The sequence below is a fragment of the Exiguobacterium sp. JMULE1 genome (assembly GCF_013337175.1).
GTDB lineage: Bacteria > Bacillota > Bacilli > Exiguobacteriales > Exiguobacteriaceae > Exiguobacterium_A > Exiguobacterium_A indicum.
Map to the genome: position 1 here is coordinate 200,325 of NZ_SGWC01000002.1, position 15,185 is coordinate 215,509.

The following is a 15,185-nucleotide window of genomic DNA, read 5'->3' on the forward strand; positions in this document are numbered from 1 at the left end:
GAAGCAAATGATGATTACGACAACAGAAGTAGGGCAACTAGGAGATCAGTCCTTGTTACGATTCACGTTACAGAATGTGCATGGGCATAGTATCGATATCTTGAACCGAGGCGCAAAAATTCTTGCCATCCGGGTTCCGGATCAACATGGAATGGTCGAAAATGTCGTACTCGCGTTTGACGACCTATCAGAATACCAAGATGATCCGCATCACTTAGGCGCCACGATCGGACGCGTCGGAGGACGAATTGCAAATGGTGCGTTTGCGTTGGAAGGAATGACGTATGTACTCGAACAAAATGAGGGTGAACATCACCTCCATGGAGGAAGCGAAAATTGGGCGAACCGAATGTTCACGCACGAAATCAACGACGACAAACTTGTTCTACGTTTAGATAGTCCGAGTGGGGAGAACGGCTATCCGGGGCACTTGTCGTTCACGCTGACGTTCGAATGGACGGACGAGAACGTCCTGCATATCCATTATGAAGCGGAGACGACAGCTTCGACACCATTCAGTCCGACGAATCATACGTACTTTAACTTGACGGGTGAGGCGAAGACGACGATTGAACAGCATCTGTTACGAATGGATGCACCTTTTTATGTTCCGTTGACGAAAGATGCGGTACCGACCGGTGATATTCTCCCGGTGACAGACACCGTCTTTGATTTTCTCGATACCCGTCCCCTGCATGAAGTGACACATGCATCAGATGAACAACTCCGCCAAGCAGGTAGTGGGGTTGATCATCCCTTCCTGCTTAGAGAGGGTGGAGAAATCGTTCTCGATGAGCCAATCAGTGGGCGGCGATTGCGCGTCGTGACGGATCAACCGGGAGTCGTCGTCTACACTGCTAATCATTTGTCGGGCGAGTTTACGATTTGTGGAAGACGCGCAACCCCATACCTCGGAATCTGTTTTGAGACACAAGGATTACCGGATGCGATCAACCAACCGAATTTTCCTTCCGTCGTCTTGCATGCCGATGAGCACTATCATAAGCGTACATCGTTTCATTTTCAGATGATGTCATGACGTTTCTTGCGATTTCCACTTCTGTATATGGTAGGATAAAGCGAGAAGAATCTAACGGAGGCTAAGGAAAATGACTAAAATAGCATGGGTGACCGATAGTATGGCCTATTTCAAGAAGGAAGAGGCAGAAGCGATCGGCGTCAATGTCGTACCGATTCAAATCTTACTCGGTGATACGGCGTATCAAGAGAATGCGATCACGGTCGAGCGTTTGTTCCGTGCGCTTGATGCGGACAAAAAGCTGATTGCCAAAACATCACAACCAATTTTCGGAGAGTTCGTCGGAACGTACGAACGCTTGAAAGAAGAAGGCTATGACTGTGCGATTGCAGTACATTGTACGAATGGACTCTCAAGTACCGTCCAAAGTTCAGCATCAGCAGCGGAAGCAGCCAGCTTCCCGGTTCATATCATTGACTCTCATACGGCGTTTGAGAACCAACAAGAGTTCATTCGTTACGGGATGGAGCTCGCGGCACAGGGGAAATCCGTCGAGGAAATCGTCGCTGCCTTACAAGCGTTGACGAAAAAGACCCATTTCTATATGATCGTCGGTAATATGGAGACGATGCGTCGGGGTGGACGTGTCTCATCCGGTGACTTGTTCCTTGCGAACCTACTCAGCATCAAACCGATCATCACGACGGATGAAGCAGGAAAAATCGTACCATTCAAAAAAGCACGTTCTTTAAAGAAAGCTTACATCGAAATGGTTAAACAAATCGATGAATCGATGCGTCAGCACACGTTCTACAAGAACCGGATTTATGTCGCGACGACGATGGCACCGGAAATGGCAGCGGAACTGCGGCAACAAGTCGCAGCGAAGTTCCCAGATTTGACGATTCTCGAAGGCACGTTCGGACCAGCAATCGGGACGCATGCCGGAGCAGAGACGGTCGGTCTATTCTGGATGAATGATTAAACTGAAACGGATACGACAAGAGGCGACGGATTTTTCCGTCGCCTCTTGTTTCGTTCAAGCTGTAAGTGTAATTCCAAGGAACGCTGCAAGAATTCCGAAACCGTAGCTCGAGATGAGGTAGAGGGTAAGTACTTTACGATTTCCGTCCTGAAATAACTGCAACGTCTCGATTTTGAACGTCGAGAACGTTGTAAATGATCCAAGGAAACCGGTACCTAAGAGTAACGTCCATGTCGTATCGAGATGCGCACCGATGACGAGACCAAGCAAAAACGAACCGATTACGTTAATCAGGAACGTCGCTAGTGGAAATTCACGTTTCCAAACCGTCTTCATCCATTGACTGACGGCAAACCGACTGATGGCGCCGCAAAAAGCACCGATGGCGAGAGCAAGTAGCATCATTCACTCACGTCCTTTCGTCACGTGACGCAGTCGTCGTGTTCCGAGCGCGTAACCGACATAAGACAGGAACAAACCGCCAAATAGGCTGACGAGTACGTAGAGGAACGCGTCCGCTAAATGATGTTCATTAAGTAAGGTCACCGTCTCGACGCTGAATGTCGAAAACGTCGTAAAGGAACCAATGAAACCCGTGCCGATGGCTGTGATCGCATATTGATGTAAGAGTTTCGTTCGAAATAAAAAGTGTGTCGCATAGCCGAGAAGAAAACTCCCGATCAAGTTGATCGCAAGCGTCGCCCACGGAAACGGACCAGTCGTGAAGTCGCTAATCAGCAGTCCGAGCCCATACCGTGCCGAGGCACCGAGAACACCTGCGAGACCTACGAGTACATACAGCATAGAAATCCTCTTTTCTGAAAAAGTCTACGTTAACCGTACTCCCGCTTTCAAGAAAGCGTCAAGAAAAAAAGTCACTCGAGAGACTTAACGAATGAATTCTTTCTGCCGATGAACAACTGTATGACTTTAATAAGGTGAAGGAGTTTGAACAAGATGGTATCTGCCCTCGAGCAACAAAGTACAAAGATTTTGTCCCGCCTGATTGCAACGTTAATTACGATTGCGCATCCATTGATTTTCTTATTTGCGCAAATGAATTACGTCCCAATCAGTGTGTTTTATCAGTTTTTAGTCGGTGGTTTGATCTTGACGGTCGCGTTGCTTGTGGGCAACCGCCTACTTGGACATCGTCCGAGCGGGAAGTACGGCCAAGTGACGTTAACGTATTTCGTACTCGCTCTCGTTTTGGTGACATTGCCGTCGCCAAGCATTTGGACGATCGTCTATCTCTACTTGACGATTTCAATCGTCTATTTAATTCCGCGTTTGGTCATTCTCGCCGGAATCCTTGGACTCGTTGAGATGGCAGTATTCACAATGCTAGGAACGATTGTCTTTACGAATACATTCGACTTGATCGTCGCCTATGTCATCTATTTGATGATTTTCTCAGCGGCTGTTTTTGTCGCTGTCTTTGGACGGAACGTCATGTTAGCCGTCCGCCAAGAACAAGAACGGTCGGAAGCCTACGCGGCAACGTCGCAAATTGCTCTCGAACAAACGGCAGCAACCGCAACGGAAGTAACGACGTTCACGGAAGAGATGAGTGAAACAGTTGACGCGGCGAAGGATTCCTTCAGTCAGGTTGATCTAGCGATGCAACAGCTGGCACATGATGCAGCGGGAAGCGTCCAAGCGATTCGTGAAATTCGTCAATTAAATGATCAGCAAGTCAACCGGATGGAAGATGTGACCGTTTCGGTCGATCACGCACTCGAGCGCAGTTCGTCCTCGCGAACGACAGCCGAAAAGAGCAGACAGACGATTGGTCTTGCCGGACAATCCCTGCAACAATTGACGACGAGCATGGATGATTCGGTCACGTCGTTCGGACAGCTTGCTGGACGTTTCCAGGAAATCGTCGCCATCACGTCGAGCATCAATGCGATTGCGGCGCAAACGAACCTGCTTAGTCTTAACGCATCGATCGAAGCAGCTCGTGCCGGCGAGTTCGGAAAAGGCTTTACGGTCGTTGCGCAAGAAATTCGTAATCTATCAGCACAGACGGCAGAAGCGTCGAAGGAAATCAATGCGATCATCGAACGTGTTGATCAGGACGTCACGCAGACAGGGAACTCGATTCATGCGAGTACGACATTGTTACGTGAGCAGGAAGAGCGTATGGCCGAGAGTCAGTTAGCGCTACAGACGATCGAGATGGATGCAACGGAAGTTGTCGGTTCGATCCAGTCGGCGCAGACTCAGTTCGCGACGATGACGAGTAGTCTTACTGCTATCACGACAGCAGCCGGTCAACTTGATACGTTCATGAATGCGTTGCTCGCACAAAGTGAGTCACTATCCGGCTTGACACGTCATCAAGTCGGTCAGGTCATGGAGCTGCAGCATGCGATCCATGCCTTGAACGAAACGGCATCCACTCTTCAGCAAACGAATCGTTAACGAAACGGCTCCTCATCGATTGATGGGGAGCTGTTGTGTATCTTCAGACTGTTTGTCGGTAGGACGGACGGGGAAGAAGATAGGGAACGAATATTGAAGGAGGAGTCAACGGATGAAGGCAGCTTACATTGAACAGTATGGTGGATCGGAACAATTCAAGGTCGGAGAACTGGACAAGCCGGTCATCGGACCGGATGATGTTTTAATCGAAGTCTATGCCGCGAGTGTAAACCCGGTCGATTGGAAACTACGCGAAGGATACTTGCGTCAGATGTTGAGCTACGAAATGCCGCTCGTCATCGGTTGGGACGTTGCCGGTGTGATTCAGGAAGTAGGAGAAAACGTCTCCGATCTTCAAGTCGGGGACGCTGTTTTCAGCCGTCCGGAAATCGCTCGCCAAGGAACATATGCCGAGTACGTCGCGGTCGATGCCCATCTCGTCGTCAAAAAACCAGAATCGCTCAGCTTCGCAGAAGCAGCGTCTCTTCCACTCGTCTCACATACAGCGTGGCAGGTCATGTTCGAAGTGATGGATGCGAAGCCAGGTGACCGGATCTTTATTGGTGCCGGATCAGGCGGCGTCGGAACGGTCGCGATTCAACTCGCAAAAGCGAACGGTTTGTACGTCATCACGTCAACAAGTACGAAAAACGTTGACTGGGTAAAAGCGCTTGGAGCCGACGAAGTCATTGACTACAAACAGGAAAATCCGGCCGATCGTGTTCGCGACGTCGATTTTGTATTTGATACGATGGGTGGCGACAAGCAAGGGGAACTGTATCAGATGCTGAAGCCGAACGGAATGCTCGTCTCGATTTCCACACCACCAGATGAAGAACAAGCGAAAGAGCATAATGCACGTTCTGCGTATGTCTTCATGCAACCGACGGGTGAACGTTTACGACATATCGCTAAAGCTGTCGAACGTGGCGAGCTACAACCTGTCGTCGATCGGATCTTTGATCTAGATCAAATTAAGGAAGCACATGATTATGGCGAAGAAGGACACGCAAAAGGAAAAATCGTCATTCGGGTCAAGGGAGAATAAGAAGAGGAGGACGCTGAAATCAGCGTTCTCTTTTATTTTTTGTCAATCTTTTTATCGAACCATAAACAAAAAATAACCTGGTTAAAAAAGTATAAAGGATAAGGGGTTGCTTCTTCCTATACTAGGGCTATCAGACGTGAGTCAGCCACATTAAAAGGAGGAAGTAACATGAAAAAAGGATTGAAGTGGGCAGGAATTATCGTGATCGGCGCAGTTATTCTCGGGAATCTAGGAGATGACGAAGAACAAGCAGCACCGGAGAAAAAAGTAGAAGTCGAACAAGAAGCAGTCAAATCAGAAGCAAAACCAGTGAAGGCAAAAGCAGTTGCAAAACCGGTCAAGAAAACGTACGGGGTGAATGATCAGGTAAAGGTCGGGAAACTGACGTACGTCGTCAACGACGTCAAGATGGTCGATACGTTGTCGAACGTTCTCGGAGAAAAGAAAACATCAGGACAATTCTTAGTCATCGGTCTGACGATTCTAAACGGAGATAAGGAAGATCGATTCGTCGACAGCAACATGTTTAAAGTCAATGTCGGCGATACGGAATACTCAGCCGATACGGAACTCGATCTTTATGCGAATGAAGACGGAATGGGCTTCTTCTTGGAGACGATCAACCCGAATATCGAGAAAACCGGCAACATCGTCTTTGAATTACCGAAACAGGTGAAAAATCCGATGCTTGAAGTCTCGTCTGGCTTTGGCTGGGCAGGTGGACAATCAAAAGAGATTCAATTGACACAGTAATGAGTGACCATAGAAGAGATTCAATAAAAGAATGACGCGTCTTTTCACGCCCTTTCCTCAGGCGAGACACAAGCCAGCTTTCCTGCTTCATTGAAGCAGGAAAGCGGGTCTTGTTTGTCTCTGACAGCGCATAAATGCACTTTTCCTGTAGGCGTGGCGTGAAACGCGTCATTCTTTTTGTTACGAGATAAGGGTGGCAGGTTTTCATTCTGCCACCCTTATCTTTGTGGAAACTGACTTTTGAGTCAGCCCCTTCTTGTTACCGTCCTGATTGTTGCATCGAGAGCTCAAGTGTCAATCGATTAAGTAAGTCGAGTGTCTCCGGATGAGAGGCGAGCGTCTGGTCGAGTGCGTTCCGTTCAGTCTCTAGACATGCTAGATAACGTTGAGCCGCTTCAGCGTGCGTTGCGGGTGTCAGGACGTCATAGACCGCTTCAAGAGCAAGGCGTGGATGGTCTGGCAATGTCGTCGGAATCGTCTTTAATCCAAGTTGCGCTCGTTCTGGAGCATGATGATGGAGTAAGACTTTTGCGAACTTGATCAAGGCGCTACGGAGCATCTCGACTGCCCATAAGTCGTTTCCCCGTGCTGCTGCTTTTTTATATTGGAACAAGAACCAGACAGCATCGATTGCTTCATCGGTCGCTTCTTGAGCAGAAAGTGTTAAGTCACATGTGTCGGTAAAGTCCGTCAACTGTTCTTGTGGATCATATAAGACACGCAATTGATCCTTATGGTTCAGCGAATCAAGCGTCACCGTGAATAAATCAATATGTAGCAGATCATCATAGACGACGATCATTTGTGGGGCGATGATATCGATCTCATCTTTCCAGATGATTGAACGATAGGCAGAAAGGTGGGACAAACGACGCGATAAGAATGTTGTTTGACGTTCTTCCGAGACGAGACAGTACAGATCGATGTCTGAATGGACATCTTCTTCTCCCCGTCCGAAGGATCCTTTCAAGAAGATGGCTTCGACTGCAGGATCTTGTTTGAGTCGAGAAACCAGTTGCTCGATTGCATGAAGTTGATGCATGAGGACTCATTCCTTTCCGAAAACAGAAGTCTATTACGTCAGTATACGTGATAATAGACAGGTTTTTCCATAAAAAATGAGAAATCACATCGAAATGGATTTCTCATTGAGAGGCCGATGCTAATTTTTCTTTCTGTTCAAGATGAATGACGTGCTGTTCGCCCCATGCATTGATGGCGTCAAGAACCGGGATAAGCGTCCGACCATAATCCGTCAGCGAGTACTCGACGCGGGGGGGAACTTCCTGATAAATCTCGCGATGGACGATATCGTTCAGTTCGAGTTCACGCAGTTGAGCCGTCAGCATCTTTTGCGTAATGTTTGGCAATTGTCGCTTTAGTTCACTGAAGCGGAGCGTTCCGTGTGTGATCAAGACGAGTAAAATCGACGGCTTCCATTTTCCGGTCAAGATTTCGAGCGCTGTCTCGACGCGACAGCTTGGTGTCTCTTCCATCGGTCTTCCTCCTTCATGGTATCGTTTAGGATACTATACCACTTATTCGTGCCTACTTCCGCTTCGATCGCTTCCGCGTAATAATAGGGATACGAGCTATTTCATTGAAGGAGGAAACAACATGTCCATTCATCCACAAATCACACTCGGTCCTGTTCGCTTGCGTATCACGGACCTCGACCGTTCGATTTCATTTTATACAACGTCACTCGGATTACGCGTGCTAACGCAAACGGATCAGTTGACGGTGCTCGGCGCACAAGATACACCACTCGTTGAACTTGAAGTTCATCCGAATGCCCGCCGTTTTCCACCGAACTCGGTCGCCGGATTATATCATTTTGCGATTTTGCTACCGAACCGAAAAGAACTTGGTTTCGTCATCCGGAATTTAATCGAACAAGGAATTGAGATTGGTCAAGGTGACCATCTCGTCAGTGAAGCCTTTTATCTGTCGGATCCAGATGGGAACGGAATCGAGATTTATGCCGATCGTCCGCGTGAGACGTGGACATACGAAGCGAATGGAGACGTCAAGATGACGACGGATCCCGTCGATTGGCAAAGCATGCTCGTCGAAGCGGGAGAAGAAGACTGGTACGGCATGCCAAGCGATACGGTCATGGGACATGTCCATTTCCACGTCAAGACACTCGAAGCAGCGCGGGCATTTTATGTCGAGACGCTCGGTTTTGAAGTTGCCGCTGACGCTTCGCGAATGCGTGCATTATTCGTTGCTGCCGGTGGATATCACCATCACATCGGTCTGAACGTCTGGTCTGGTGTCAACGCACCGACGAATCCGGAAGATGCGGTCGGACTCGTCTACTGGACACTACGTTATCCGGATCAAGCGACGCTCCAAGCAGCGATCGAGGCGTTGAAGTCTTCCGCTTATACCGTTACGGATCAAGCAGGCGATGTCTATGTCACCGATGATGCCGGAATTACCGCTCGATTGACAACGTAACCGAAAAAAATCCCCTTACAGTGAAAACACTGTAAGGGGATTTTTGGTTTACCGTGAAGACGACGTTGCGTTACCGTCGTACCGGCTGATCAGTTCATACGGTCTGACTTTATATAAGGCATGCGGGAAGTAATGGGGATCCATCGCATCAAGCGTCCGCAACTGGAAGTGTTCCCGTTTGATATACTCACTCAGCGAGTCACGTGTCAGTGGGAAGAAGCCGACATCCGTCGTTTCGCCTTCTTGTGTCGCGAGTTCACCACCGACGGCTTTCCCACGGAAGCAGACGCACAGGACATGGCTTGAGACATTTTGATAGATACCGGTGATGCCATCGATCGTGACATCAACACCGGTTTCTTCTTTGACTTCCCGTTTGATGGCGTCAAGAATCGACTCGTGATTTTCGACTTGTCCACCCGGCATCTCATACGTATCACCCCGGTGGAGGTTGCGGACGAGCAGGACTTCACCGGCATCGTTCGTGATGTACGCGGTCACGCTGACGATCGCGCGAGGGGGAGCATACGTACCGGTCGCTGTCATGAAATCTTCATAGGATTTGATATAGAGGTTTTTGCCGAGACGCGCGCGCTTCTTCATCGCTTCGCGACGTAAGGCACTGTTGCGGACATCACGATCGACTTGTTCGTAATGTTCACGGTCGCGATATTCCCAAATGGCGATGACTTCATCTTCTGCCTCGGTCACCCAGCGACCAACAAGACGGGCACCATGGCTGACTTGGAGCGGGTACAAATAGGTATGGAAAAACTCAGTGAATTCTTCTAGGCGTTCGGGACGAATCGTATAGGTCTTCCGGCGATGTAACATGGAAATTCCTCCTATCAGATGAGCGTTCAGATGTACGTTGTACCCCTTCTCGAACGGACGGATGAAACCCTTTTTCTCGATGTGGGAAAAGGAGTTTTTATTGAACGATTGCGTATACATATCCTCCGGTCTACGTGACTTTAAATCATCGATGATGATCTCTTTTGATCGGAAAAGTATAACTAAAGAAGAACTTAAGAAATGGATAGGGCTCAACTTCAGAAAAATCGGGGATACTGAAAGTAGAGAGAAACAGAAAGAAGGGATACGTGATGGATATCATGGCACTCGTCCGCCTGGCTGGCGGAATCATGTTCACCCCATTGTCGGACGATGTCTTGATGATGAGTTTTGCAGCACTTCGATTACGAGAGGGGATGTACCCGGTCGTCATCTGGTTGACCGCATGGCCGGTCTTCTTCATCGCCTTTACGTGGTTTTATCTACTTGCTCGGTTCTTCCGTGAGATTCCGCTCGTCAAACGCTGGATGAAGTCACGTTTCTTAGAACGAGCAGAAACGATCATCGAACGGCGCGGGTTATGGGCGATCGGACTATCGTTCTTCTTACCCGGCGTCAGACATCCGATTCATTATGTCGCCGGACTCCTCGGTTATCCGTTACCGCGTTATTTAGTAATGACATTCTTAGCAGCAGGCGTGTATACAGGACTCTGGACTTTTTTGATCGTCCGGATCGGAGAAGCTGTGACGTGGTCGGAGCTGTGGAACTGGCTTCAGGTGAATCCCGGAATCATCAGTGCGATCGTAGTCATCTTAATCGGTCTAGTAGTAACAGGTATCGTATATCATCGGCGTCAAAAGGAATCAGTCGAGGAAAGTTCTTCAATATAAAAACATCAAACGAGCAAGCGAATCCAGATCAGGATTCGCTTTTTTAGATGAAGTTTGGTTTTATGAATAAGGATAGTTTTTTGAAATAAGAAGTAATCTACAAGAAAAGTGAAATCATTGTCAAAAAAAGACGTTTTTCACTTCTTAAAAGCTACCTGATTTACACACTGTATTGGCAATTTATCGTCACAAGCAAGTGGCTGAAATTGGATTGTAAACGCTTATACTAGGAGGTGTTCACAGAGTGGACATATTTATTGCCAGAGGAGGATACATATGAATCTCATGCAGACGGAAGAGACGGTCAAAAAAGCACCGACTTCTTCTGCTTACCGGACGATTTGGCGGTGGCATTTTTATGCTGGTATCATTTTTGCACCGTTCCTAGTCATGCTTGCTGTGACAGGATCCATTTATCTTTTTAAGCCACAAATCGAAAACGTCCTGTATCAATCGTATTATGAAGTTACACCACAAGCAGATCGCATCACTGCGACGGAACAGATTGATCGCGTCAAAGCGAAGTATCCCGATGCACTTGTCACGTCGTACCGACCGGGTGAATCCGACGATCGATCCAGTGAAGTGAAGGTCTCGTCACCAGACATGTCGGCGACGGTCTTCGTCAATCCGTATTCTGGTAAGATCATCGGAACATTATCTGACGATGACCGGATCATGAATAAAATCGAAGAGATCCACGGGGAACTGATGGCGGGAACGACTGGCGATCGGATCGTTGAACTCGTCGCCTGTTGGGCAATCGTCTTGATCGTGACGGGACTGTTCCTATGGTTCCCGCGTAAGCAAAAGGGACTGTCAGGTGTCTTGTTCCCACGTCTTCGTCAAGGTAAGAAGTTATTCCGTCGTGATCTCCACGCTGTTCCAGCATTCTGGATCACAGCAGGGATGCTGTTCCTGATCTTGACTGGCTTACCGTGGTCCGGTTTCTGGGGAACGAACTTCCAGTCCCTTGTCACGAACCAAGGGCTTGGTTATCCACCGTCCATCTGGGGTGGGGAGGCACCGACGTCAACACTTCAAACGAAGGATATCGCGGAAGTCCCGTGGGCTGCCGAAACACTTGATGTCCCGCAATCAAAAGTCGAAGGTGCTGTTCCAGCTTCGATCGATGACATCGTTGCAATCGGCAAACAACAAGGGATGGATCCAAGCTTTAAGATCAGTATTCCAAGTGACCCGAGCGGTGTCTATACGCTGTCTGCATATCCAGCGAAAGCACAGAATGAAGCGACGATCCATCTCGATCAATATTCCGGTGCCGTGCTCGCTGATTATCGTTATGACAACTATGGTGTCGTCGGAAAGATCGTCGCGACCGGGATCACACTCCACAAGGGAACGGAATTCGGCTGGTTCAATCAGTTAATTAGTCTGTTGATTTGTCTCGGAATCATTCTCGTGGCAGTCAGTGGTTTCTATCTCTGGCTGAAGCGAAAACCAAGTAAAGGGATGGGGGCGCCGAAAGGACCGAAAGCATTCATGTTGAAAGGATTCCTCGCTGTGCTTGTCGTGCTGGGAATCGTCTTCCCGCTCGTCGGTCTATCGTTGCTCGTCGTCTGGCTGGTCGATTTCCTCGTCATCCGTCGTATTCCGAGTGTAAGGAGGTTCTTCAATGCGTAAATCGATACAAACACTCATGCTCGGCGGACTGCTCGTCACGACGACGAGTCTTGCTGGCTGTGCGGTCGATTCCGATGCAGCAGAACAGTATGCCGTAGCTAAGCCGTTATCGATCAAAATGAATATCCCAAAGGACTTACAACCGGATGCCAAGAAAAAGCAGACGTTTGAAGCAACAGTCTGGCGTGAAGCCAAACCGGTTCAAAAAGTCGATTATGTACATTTCGAAATCTGGAAAGCGGATGGAACAGTACGCTATAGTATGGAACCGGCAGAGGAGACAAAGCCAGGTGTCTATACGATTGCGAAGGCACTACCGAAATCCGGCTTGTATTATGTCAAAGCGCATGCAAGCAGTGAAGGTGCGATGATCATGCCAACACGGCAGTTCATCGTCGGTGAGTTATCGAAAGAAGATTTAAAAATCTTACAAGGTGGAGCAAAACCAGCTGGCGGAAGTAGCGGTCACCATCATTGAAGAATAATGAAATAAAAAATGAGAGGGCGGAATACTATTCCGTCCTCTCATTTTTCGTATAGACGATTAATCGTCATCACCATGATCTCCGTGATCATCCCCGTCATCGTCTCCATGATCGTCTGAATCATCATCTTGATCATCATCTTCTGAGTCATCCGAAGAATCATCGTCATCCGAGTGCTCATCTTCTGATTCGAGTTCCTGTCCATTATAGAACTTGATCTGGACGTGTAACGTTTTGATGTTTGGTAATTGAAGCGCCTGTGCGACTAACGTTAATAATTCTTCTTCCGTCATCGATGGTGTGACGAGAAGACGATCTTTTAACGTCGCAACGTCAGTAATACCGATCTCGTCTTTAAAGCGCAATTCTTTCCGTTGATGTTCATTACTGTAACGCCACTCGAACTTTTTCTTATTCGTATCCGTCACTTTGATCATGATCCGTTTGAGTTCTTGATTATTCTGAACTCCGTCTTGATCCGTATCTTCCTGATCGTCTCGAGTCCCGTCCTGATCGCTGTCTGCTTGTGTTGGATCAGAATCGAGTTCAAATTCATCTTCGTTGATAAGCGTATCCCGGTCCCGGTCTTCTTCATTGTCTTTGATGCCATCACGGTCTGAATCCTTTTTCAATGGTTGCGTACCGACGATGAACTCTTCGCGTGTCGTCAATCGATCTTTGTCTTGATCTTCTTTATCATCAGAAATACCATCTTGATCGGAATCCTTCTTCAACGGATTTAGATGCGCTGTGTATTCTTGTTGATTCGTGAGTGAGTCGCGGTCCGAATCCTCTTTCCCATCCTTGATCCCGTCACGATCCGAATCCAATTTAGTTGGGTTGAGACGAAGTTGATACTCTTGTACATTCATCAAACCGTCGCGATCGTGATCTTTTGTTGCGACTTGTTTTCCATATCCCAAATGATATTGTTTTTGCCAAGCATCTGGAATCCCATTTTTGTCTCGATCGACTTGCACGACAGGTTTCTTCTTCGCTTTACTTTTTGCTTCGACAGGTCCAACTGCTTGCGAGACGACGAGCGAAGCAAGTACTGCGCCAATGACAATCCGTTTCATAAGTCCACTCCTGTTCTATAAAAGATAAAAGATGAGGTTATAAGAAGATTCTAATGAAATGATTAGAAAATAAGTTGGCTATTTCGCGAAATGAGTAAATAAAAACTAAAAAATAATGAAAGTGCTACATAAGTTTATTTCGTCAGAAAAAATATTTTAAATAAAAAATGTAAAAAGATAAAACCATTCGTGAACTCCTTACGTTATCTATGTGAAGTCCAAAAAATCAAAGGGGTGTTCATAAGATGAAGATGAAAAAGTCGTATCTCGCTGTTCCGCTTAGTGCCGCATTGTTGATTCCAGCAGCAGGTGTCAGTGCTCACGGTCATGAGGACCATAGTAAGATGTCTCACAGTTCAGGAAAAGTCTCCCTCGATGTCTCATCTCCAGCATCGGATTTACGAGCGACACTCGATCAAATTCTATCTGAACACGCGTATCTCGCAGTCGTTGCGATGCAAAAAGGAATTGATGGTAAAGAAGATTTTGAGCAGGCAGCCGGTGCCTTGAATCAAAACACGGATGATTTAGCGGCAGCTGTTGGTTCCGTCTACGGGGAAGAAGCAGGCGCTGCCTTCAAAGAAATCTGGGCGAGCCATATCGGTTACTTCGTCGATTACGTCAAAGCAACTGGTGCCAAGGACGAAGACGCGAAACAAAAAGCATTGAAAGAGCTTGATGAGTATCGTGTCGAACAGGCTGCGTTCCTCGATAAAGCAACGGAAGGACGTCTGAAGGCAGCGGATCTCGAAGCAGGACTAAAAGTCCATATCACGCAACTGTTAACATCGTTTGATAGCTACGTTGCTGGTGATTATGATGCTGCCTACAGTAATCTACGTAAAGCAATCGAGCATATGTATATGGTGGGAGAAGGGTTATCTGGTGCGATCGTCGATCAGTACCCAGATAAATTCAAAAATACGAAAGTTGATACACCAGCAGCTGATCTTCGTGCCGGACTGAACCGAAACTTCTCTGAACACGCGGCGCTTGCAGTGCTCGCGATGCAAAAAGGAATTGACGGAGCAAAAGACTTTGACGCTGCGGCCGGTGCCTTGAATCAAAATACGGATGACCTGACAGCTTCGATTGGCTCTGTTTATGGTAGTGAAGCAGCGCAACAATTCAAGAAGATTTGGTCGAGCCACATCGGCTACTTCGTTGACTATGTCAAAGCAACAGGTGCGAAAGATGATCAAGCACGCGACATGGCTGTGAAGGAACTTGATGAGTACCGTGTTGAACAGGCAGCATTCCTCGATGCAGCAACAGAAGGACGTTTGAAAGCGAAAGATTTGGAAGAAGGATTAAAGGTTCACATTGACCAACTCTTGCTTGCTTTCAATAGCTATAATGAAAAAGATTACGACAAAACGTATCCAGCGATTCGTGAAGCGTACGCGCATATGTACGGTGTAGGGGAAGGGACTGCGACAGCAATCGTCGATCAGTTCCCAGATAAATTCAAAGGTGCACCATCTGGAATGCCGAACACTGGTCTCGGTGGTATGCAAGAAAAAGCATCGACGACAGGTATCGTCTGGTCACTGCTTGGTATCGCAGCAGCATCGATCCTTGGATTCTTCGCACTCCGTCGTCGCCCGCAACAATAAAGGACGACCCGCTGG

The 15,185-nt window shown here is 47.7% G+C and carries 16 protein-coding genes; 10 read left to right on the forward strand and 6 right to left on the reverse strand.

Going from position 1 to position 15,185, the window contains the following annotated elements; translation table 11 throughout:
• The first annotated feature begins 10 nt into the window (after window positions 1-10).
• Complete coding sequence (locus EXW93_RS01300) at window positions 11-1,039, forward strand: aldose epimerase family protein (protein WP_081637451.1); 1,029 nt, start codon at window positions 11-13, stop codon at window positions 1,037-1,039.
• Window positions 1,040-1,109: 70 nt separating this feature from the next.
• Window positions 1,110-1,964 carry a DegV family protein gene (locus EXW93_RS01305; protein WP_023466828.1) on the forward strand — a complete coding sequence of 285 codons (855 nt, stop codon included), beginning with the start codon at window positions 1,110-1,112 and terminating at the stop codon, window positions 1,962-1,964.
• Window positions 1,965-2,018: 54 nt separating this feature from the next.
• Here the strand turns inward: EXW93_RS01305 and crcB (EXW93_RS01310) are convergent, their stop codons facing one another.
• A complete protein-coding gene (gene crcB / locus EXW93_RS01310) occupies window positions 2,019-2,369 on the reverse strand; it encodes a fluoride efflux transporter CrcB (RefSeq protein ID WP_023466829.1) in 351 nt (116 codons plus the stop codon).
• Complete coding sequence (gene crcB, locus EXW93_RS01315) at window positions 2,370-2,768, reverse strand: fluoride efflux transporter CrcB (RefSeq protein WP_023466830.1); 399 nt, start codon at window positions 2,766-2,768, stop codon at window positions 2,370-2,372. It lies immediately after the preceding gene.
• A gap of 153 nt (window positions 2,769-2,921) precedes the next feature.
• Between crcB (EXW93_RS01315) and EXW93_RS01320 the strand changes: the two genes are divergently transcribed.
• The 3 genes from EXW93_RS01320 (at window position 2,922) to EXW93_RS01330 (ending at window position 6,192) form a co-directional block, all read left to right on the forward strand.
• Window positions 2,922-4,391, forward strand: coding sequence for a methyl-accepting chemotaxis protein (locus EXW93_RS01320; protein ID WP_174315927.1), 1,470 nt, complete (start codon window positions 2,922-2,924; stop codon window positions 4,389-4,391).
• Between the two features lie 112 nt (window positions 4,392-4,503).
• A complete protein-coding gene (locus EXW93_RS01325; protein WP_174315928.1) occupies window positions 4,504-5,439 on the forward strand; it encodes an NADP-dependent oxidoreductase in 936 nt (311 codons plus the stop codon).
• Between the two features lie 168 nt (window positions 5,440-5,607).
• Entirely contained in the window at window positions 5,608-6,192 is a 585-nt protein-coding gene (locus EXW93_RS01330; protein ID WP_174315929.1) for a DUF4352 domain-containing protein, read from the forward strand.
• Window positions 6,193-6,451: 259 nt separating this feature from the next.
• On the opposite strand, the gene EXW93_RS01335 is transcribed toward EXW93_RS01330, so the two are convergent.
• Window positions 6,452-7,234 (reverse strand): nucleotidyltransferase domain-containing protein, encoded by a 783-nt coding sequence (locus EXW93_RS01335; RefSeq protein WP_174315930.1) that lies wholly within the window; start codon window positions 7,232-7,234, stop codon window positions 6,452-6,454.
• A 103-nt stretch (window positions 7,235-7,337) separates the two neighbouring features.
• Window positions 7,338-7,688: a winged helix-turn-helix transcriptional regulator gene (locus tag EXW93_RS01340; protein ID WP_053452464.1), complete on the reverse strand. Its 351-nt coding sequence runs from the start codon at window positions 7,686-7,688 to the stop codon at window positions 7,338-7,340.
• A 121-nt stretch (window positions 7,689-7,809) separates the two neighbouring features.
• On the opposite strand from EXW93_RS01340, the gene EXW93_RS01345 reads away from it, so the two are divergent.
• The gene (locus EXW93_RS01345) at window positions 7,810-8,658 is read left to right on the forward strand and encodes a VOC family protein (protein WP_053452465.1); all 849 of its coding nucleotides are present in this window, start codon (window positions 7,810-7,812) and stop codon (window positions 8,656-8,658) included.
• 48 nt (window positions 8,659-8,706) lie between these two features.
• Here EXW93_RS01345 and EXW93_RS01350 read toward each other — a convergent pair whose 3' ends face one another.
• The gene (locus tag EXW93_RS01350) at window positions 8,707-9,492 is read right to left on the reverse strand and encodes an NUDIX domain-containing protein (protein WP_023466838.1); all 786 of its coding nucleotides are present in this window, start codon (window positions 9,490-9,492) and stop codon (window positions 8,707-8,709) included.
• Between the two features lie 272 nt (window positions 9,493-9,764).
• Between EXW93_RS01350 and EXW93_RS01355 the strand changes: the two genes are divergently transcribed.
• The 3 genes from EXW93_RS01355 to EXW93_RS01365 all read left to right on the forward strand — a co-directional run bounded on the left by EXW93_RS01355 (window position 9,765) and on the right by EXW93_RS01365 (window position 12,468).
• Window positions 9,765-10,346: a DedA family protein gene (locus tag EXW93_RS01355; protein WP_053452466.1), complete on the forward strand. Its 582-nt coding sequence runs from the start codon at window positions 9,765-9,767 to the stop codon at window positions 10,344-10,346.
• A gap of 276 nt (window positions 10,347-10,622) precedes the next feature.
• Window positions 10,623-11,990 (forward strand): PepSY-associated TM helix domain-containing protein, encoded by a 1,368-nt coding sequence (locus EXW93_RS01360; RefSeq protein WP_035399142.1) that lies wholly within the window; start codon window positions 10,623-10,625, stop codon window positions 11,988-11,990.
• Window positions 11,983-12,468, forward strand: a complete 486-nt coding sequence (locus EXW93_RS01365) for a FixH family protein (RefSeq protein ID WP_023466843.1) — start codon at window positions 11,983-11,985, stop codon at window positions 12,466-12,468. Before EXW93_RS01360 ends, EXW93_RS01365 begins: the two co-directional genes overlap by 8 nt.
• Before the next feature lie 66 nt (window positions 12,469-12,534).
• Here EXW93_RS01365 and EXW93_RS01370 read toward each other — a convergent pair whose 3' ends face one another.
• The gene (locus EXW93_RS01370; protein ID WP_053452468.1) at window positions 12,535-13,554 is read right to left on the reverse strand and encodes a hypothetical protein; all 1,020 of its coding nucleotides are present in this window, start codon (window positions 13,552-13,554) and stop codon (window positions 12,535-12,537) included.
• A gap of 245 nt (window positions 13,555-13,799) precedes the next feature.
• Between EXW93_RS01370 and EXW93_RS01375 the strand changes: the two genes are divergently transcribed.
• On the forward strand, window positions 13,800-15,170 hold the full coding sequence (locus EXW93_RS01375) for a hypothetical protein (protein ID WP_023466846.1): 1,371 nt from the start codon (window positions 13,800-13,802) through the stop codon (window positions 15,168-15,170).
• The last annotated feature ends 15 nt before the right edge of the window (window positions 15,171-15,185 follow it).

Bases quoted from the DNA above. Each gene is read 5' to 3' on its own strand.
- EXW93_RS01300 (WP_081637451.1), top strand. From the start codon at position 11: ATGATTACGACAACAGAAGTAGGGCAACTAGGAGATCAGTCCTTGTTA.
- EXW93_RS01305 (WP_023466828.1), top strand. From the start codon at position 1,110: ATGACTAAAATAGCATGGGTGACCGATAGTATGGCCTATTTCAAGAAG.
- crcB (WP_023466829.1), bottom strand. From the start codon at position 2,369: ATGATGCTACTTGCTCTCGCCATCGGTGCTTTTTGCGGCGCCATCAGT.
- crcB (WP_023466830.1), bottom strand. From the start codon at position 2,768: ATGCTGTATGTACTCGTAGGTCTCGCAGGTGTTCTCGGTGCCTCGGCA.
- EXW93_RS01320 (WP_174315927.1), top strand. From the start codon at position 2,922: ATGGTATCTGCCCTCGAGCAACAAAGTACAAAGATTTTGTCCCGCCTG.
- EXW93_RS01325 (WP_174315928.1), top strand. From the start codon at position 4,504: ATGAAGGCAGCTTACATTGAACAGTATGGTGGATCGGAACAATTCAAG.
- EXW93_RS01330 (WP_174315929.1), top strand. From the start codon at position 5,608: ATGAAAAAAGGATTGAAGTGGGCAGGAATTATCGTGATCGGCGCAGTT.
- EXW93_RS01335 (WP_174315930.1), bottom strand. From the start codon at position 7,234: ATGCATCAACTTCATGCAATCGAGCAACTGGTTTCTCGACTCAAACAA.
- EXW93_RS01340 (WP_053452464.1), bottom strand. From the start codon at position 7,688: ATGGAAGAGACACCAAGCTGTCGCGTCGAGACAGCGCTCGAAATCTTG.
- EXW93_RS01345 (WP_053452465.1), top strand. From the start codon at position 7,810: ATGTCCATTCATCCACAAATCACACTCGGTCCTGTTCGCTTGCGTATC.
- EXW93_RS01350 (WP_023466838.1), bottom strand. From the start codon at position 9,492: ATGTTACATCGCCGGAAGACCTATACGATTCGTCCCGAACGCCTAGAA.
- EXW93_RS01355 (WP_053452466.1), top strand. From the start codon at position 9,765: ATGGATATCATGGCACTCGTCCGCCTGGCTGGCGGAATCATGTTCACC.
- EXW93_RS01360 (WP_035399142.1), top strand. From the start codon at position 10,623: ATGAATCTCATGCAGACGGAAGAGACGGTCAAAAAAGCACCGACTTCT.
- EXW93_RS01365 (WP_023466843.1), top strand. From the start codon at position 11,983: ATGCGTAAATCGATACAAACACTCATGCTCGGCGGACTGCTCGTCACG.
- EXW93_RS01370 (WP_053452468.1), bottom strand. From the start codon at position 13,554: ATGAAACGGATTGTCATTGGCGCAGTACTTGCTTCGCTCGTCGTCTCG.
- EXW93_RS01375 (WP_023466846.1), top strand. From the start codon at position 13,800: ATGAAGATGAAAAAGTCGTATCTCGCTGTTCCGCTTAGTGCCGCATTG.